This is a genomic window from Cryobacterium sp. MLB-32, from assembly GCF_000738085.1.
Taxonomy (GTDB): domain Bacteria; phylum Actinomycetota; class Actinomycetes; order Actinomycetales; family Microbacteriaceae; genus Cryobacterium.
Window position 1 is genome coordinate 1 of sequence record NZ_JPRS01000418.1, and the last position, 1041, is coordinate 1041.

Genomic DNA, 1041 nt, shown 5'->3' on the forward strand with positions numbered 1-1041 from the left:
GAAAAGGTTGACCTTGATCGGTCCGAGGGTGGTGTTTAGGGTTGCGACAGCAGTGTGCTTAGACATGCTGACAATTCTTGCACAGGCCCCCACTAGGATTCTGTTACCCAGATTGCTCCCAGTCGATTCAGTGGCAAGATGGACGTAATCGCCACACGACAACAATGGAGGGTCCAGATGAGCCTGTCACGCAAGCGCCGCAAGGAACTCATTCGGCTGCGCAAGAGCGCAGACGAACTATGGAGCCAGCAGGCAGAAGTTCTGGAGCGCGCCAACGCCGTCGCCCGTGAGGCCGGCCATCAGGCCGGTGTCCTCACCAGGGAAGAGGTCGTCCCGCGCGTCCGCGAAAGCTACGACCAGTACGTTCGCCCTCGCGTTGACGCGACACACCAGCTCGCGGGCGACGTTCGCCGCACCGTGGTCAACGACTTCCTGCCTGGCATCGGTAACGCAATCGGTACCGTCATGTCCGTGGGAGATGTTGCCCGCGACGCTCGCGTGCGCGCCGCGCTGAGCCGCATCCACCTGCAGAAGCCGGTCGTCGTGCAGAAGAAGAGCACGGGCGCAGCCACCTACGTCGCCGCCGGTCTGGCCATCGCTGCTGCCATCGGAGTCGCCTACGCCGTCTGGCAGACGTTCCGCGCCGACGATGAGCTGTGGGTAGCCGAAGACGAGATCGAGTCAAACACCTCTCACGAGGACTGAGCGCCGCTCTCACACGTTCAAGGCCCGCATCCGCTACTCGGATGCGGGCCTTGCCTCGTTAAGAGCAGAGACGGCCGCGTAGGGCTTCTCGGCCCGGGACACAAAAATGCCCGGCCGATAACGGCCGGGCATTTCGTGTTCGTGTGGAGCCACGGGGAATCGAACCCCGGACCTCCTGCTTGCAAAGCAGGCGCTCTACCAATTGAGCTATGGCCCCGAGTCGCCCTGAGGCGATCTCGTGTTGTTGCGTGGGGATACCGGGATTTGAACCTGGGACCTCTTCATTATCAGTGAAGCGCTCTAACCAACTGAGCTATATCCCCCTGTGAGCAGATT

At 61.6% G+C, this 1041-nt stretch carries 1 protein-coding gene and 2 tRNA genes; 1 reads left to right on the top strand and 2 read right to left on the bottom strand.

Annotated features, from left to right (window positions below; translation table 11 throughout):
* Positions 1-177 precede the first annotated feature (177 nt).
* Positions 178-705 (top strand): hypothetical protein, encoded by a 528-nt coding sequence (locus JF66_RS19045; protein ID WP_035880454.1) that lies wholly within the window; start codon positions 178-180, stop codon positions 703-705.
* A gap of 144 nt (positions 706-849) precedes the next feature.
* On the opposite strand, the gene JF66_RS19050 is transcribed toward JF66_RS19045, so the two are convergent.
* Positions 850-922 (bottom strand) — tRNA-Ala (locus JF66_RS19050).
* A 32-nt stretch (positions 923-954) separates the two neighbouring features.
* Positions 955-1028 (bottom strand) — tRNA-Ile (locus JF66_RS19055).
* Between the last annotated feature and the right edge of the window lie 13 nt (positions 1029-1041).

What these genes read in the sequence shown, in the direction of transcription:
- JF66_RS19045 (WP_035880454.1), top strand. Translation starts at nt 178, where the DNA reads ATGAGCCTGTCACGCAAGCGCCGCAAGGAACTCATTCGGCTGCGCAAG.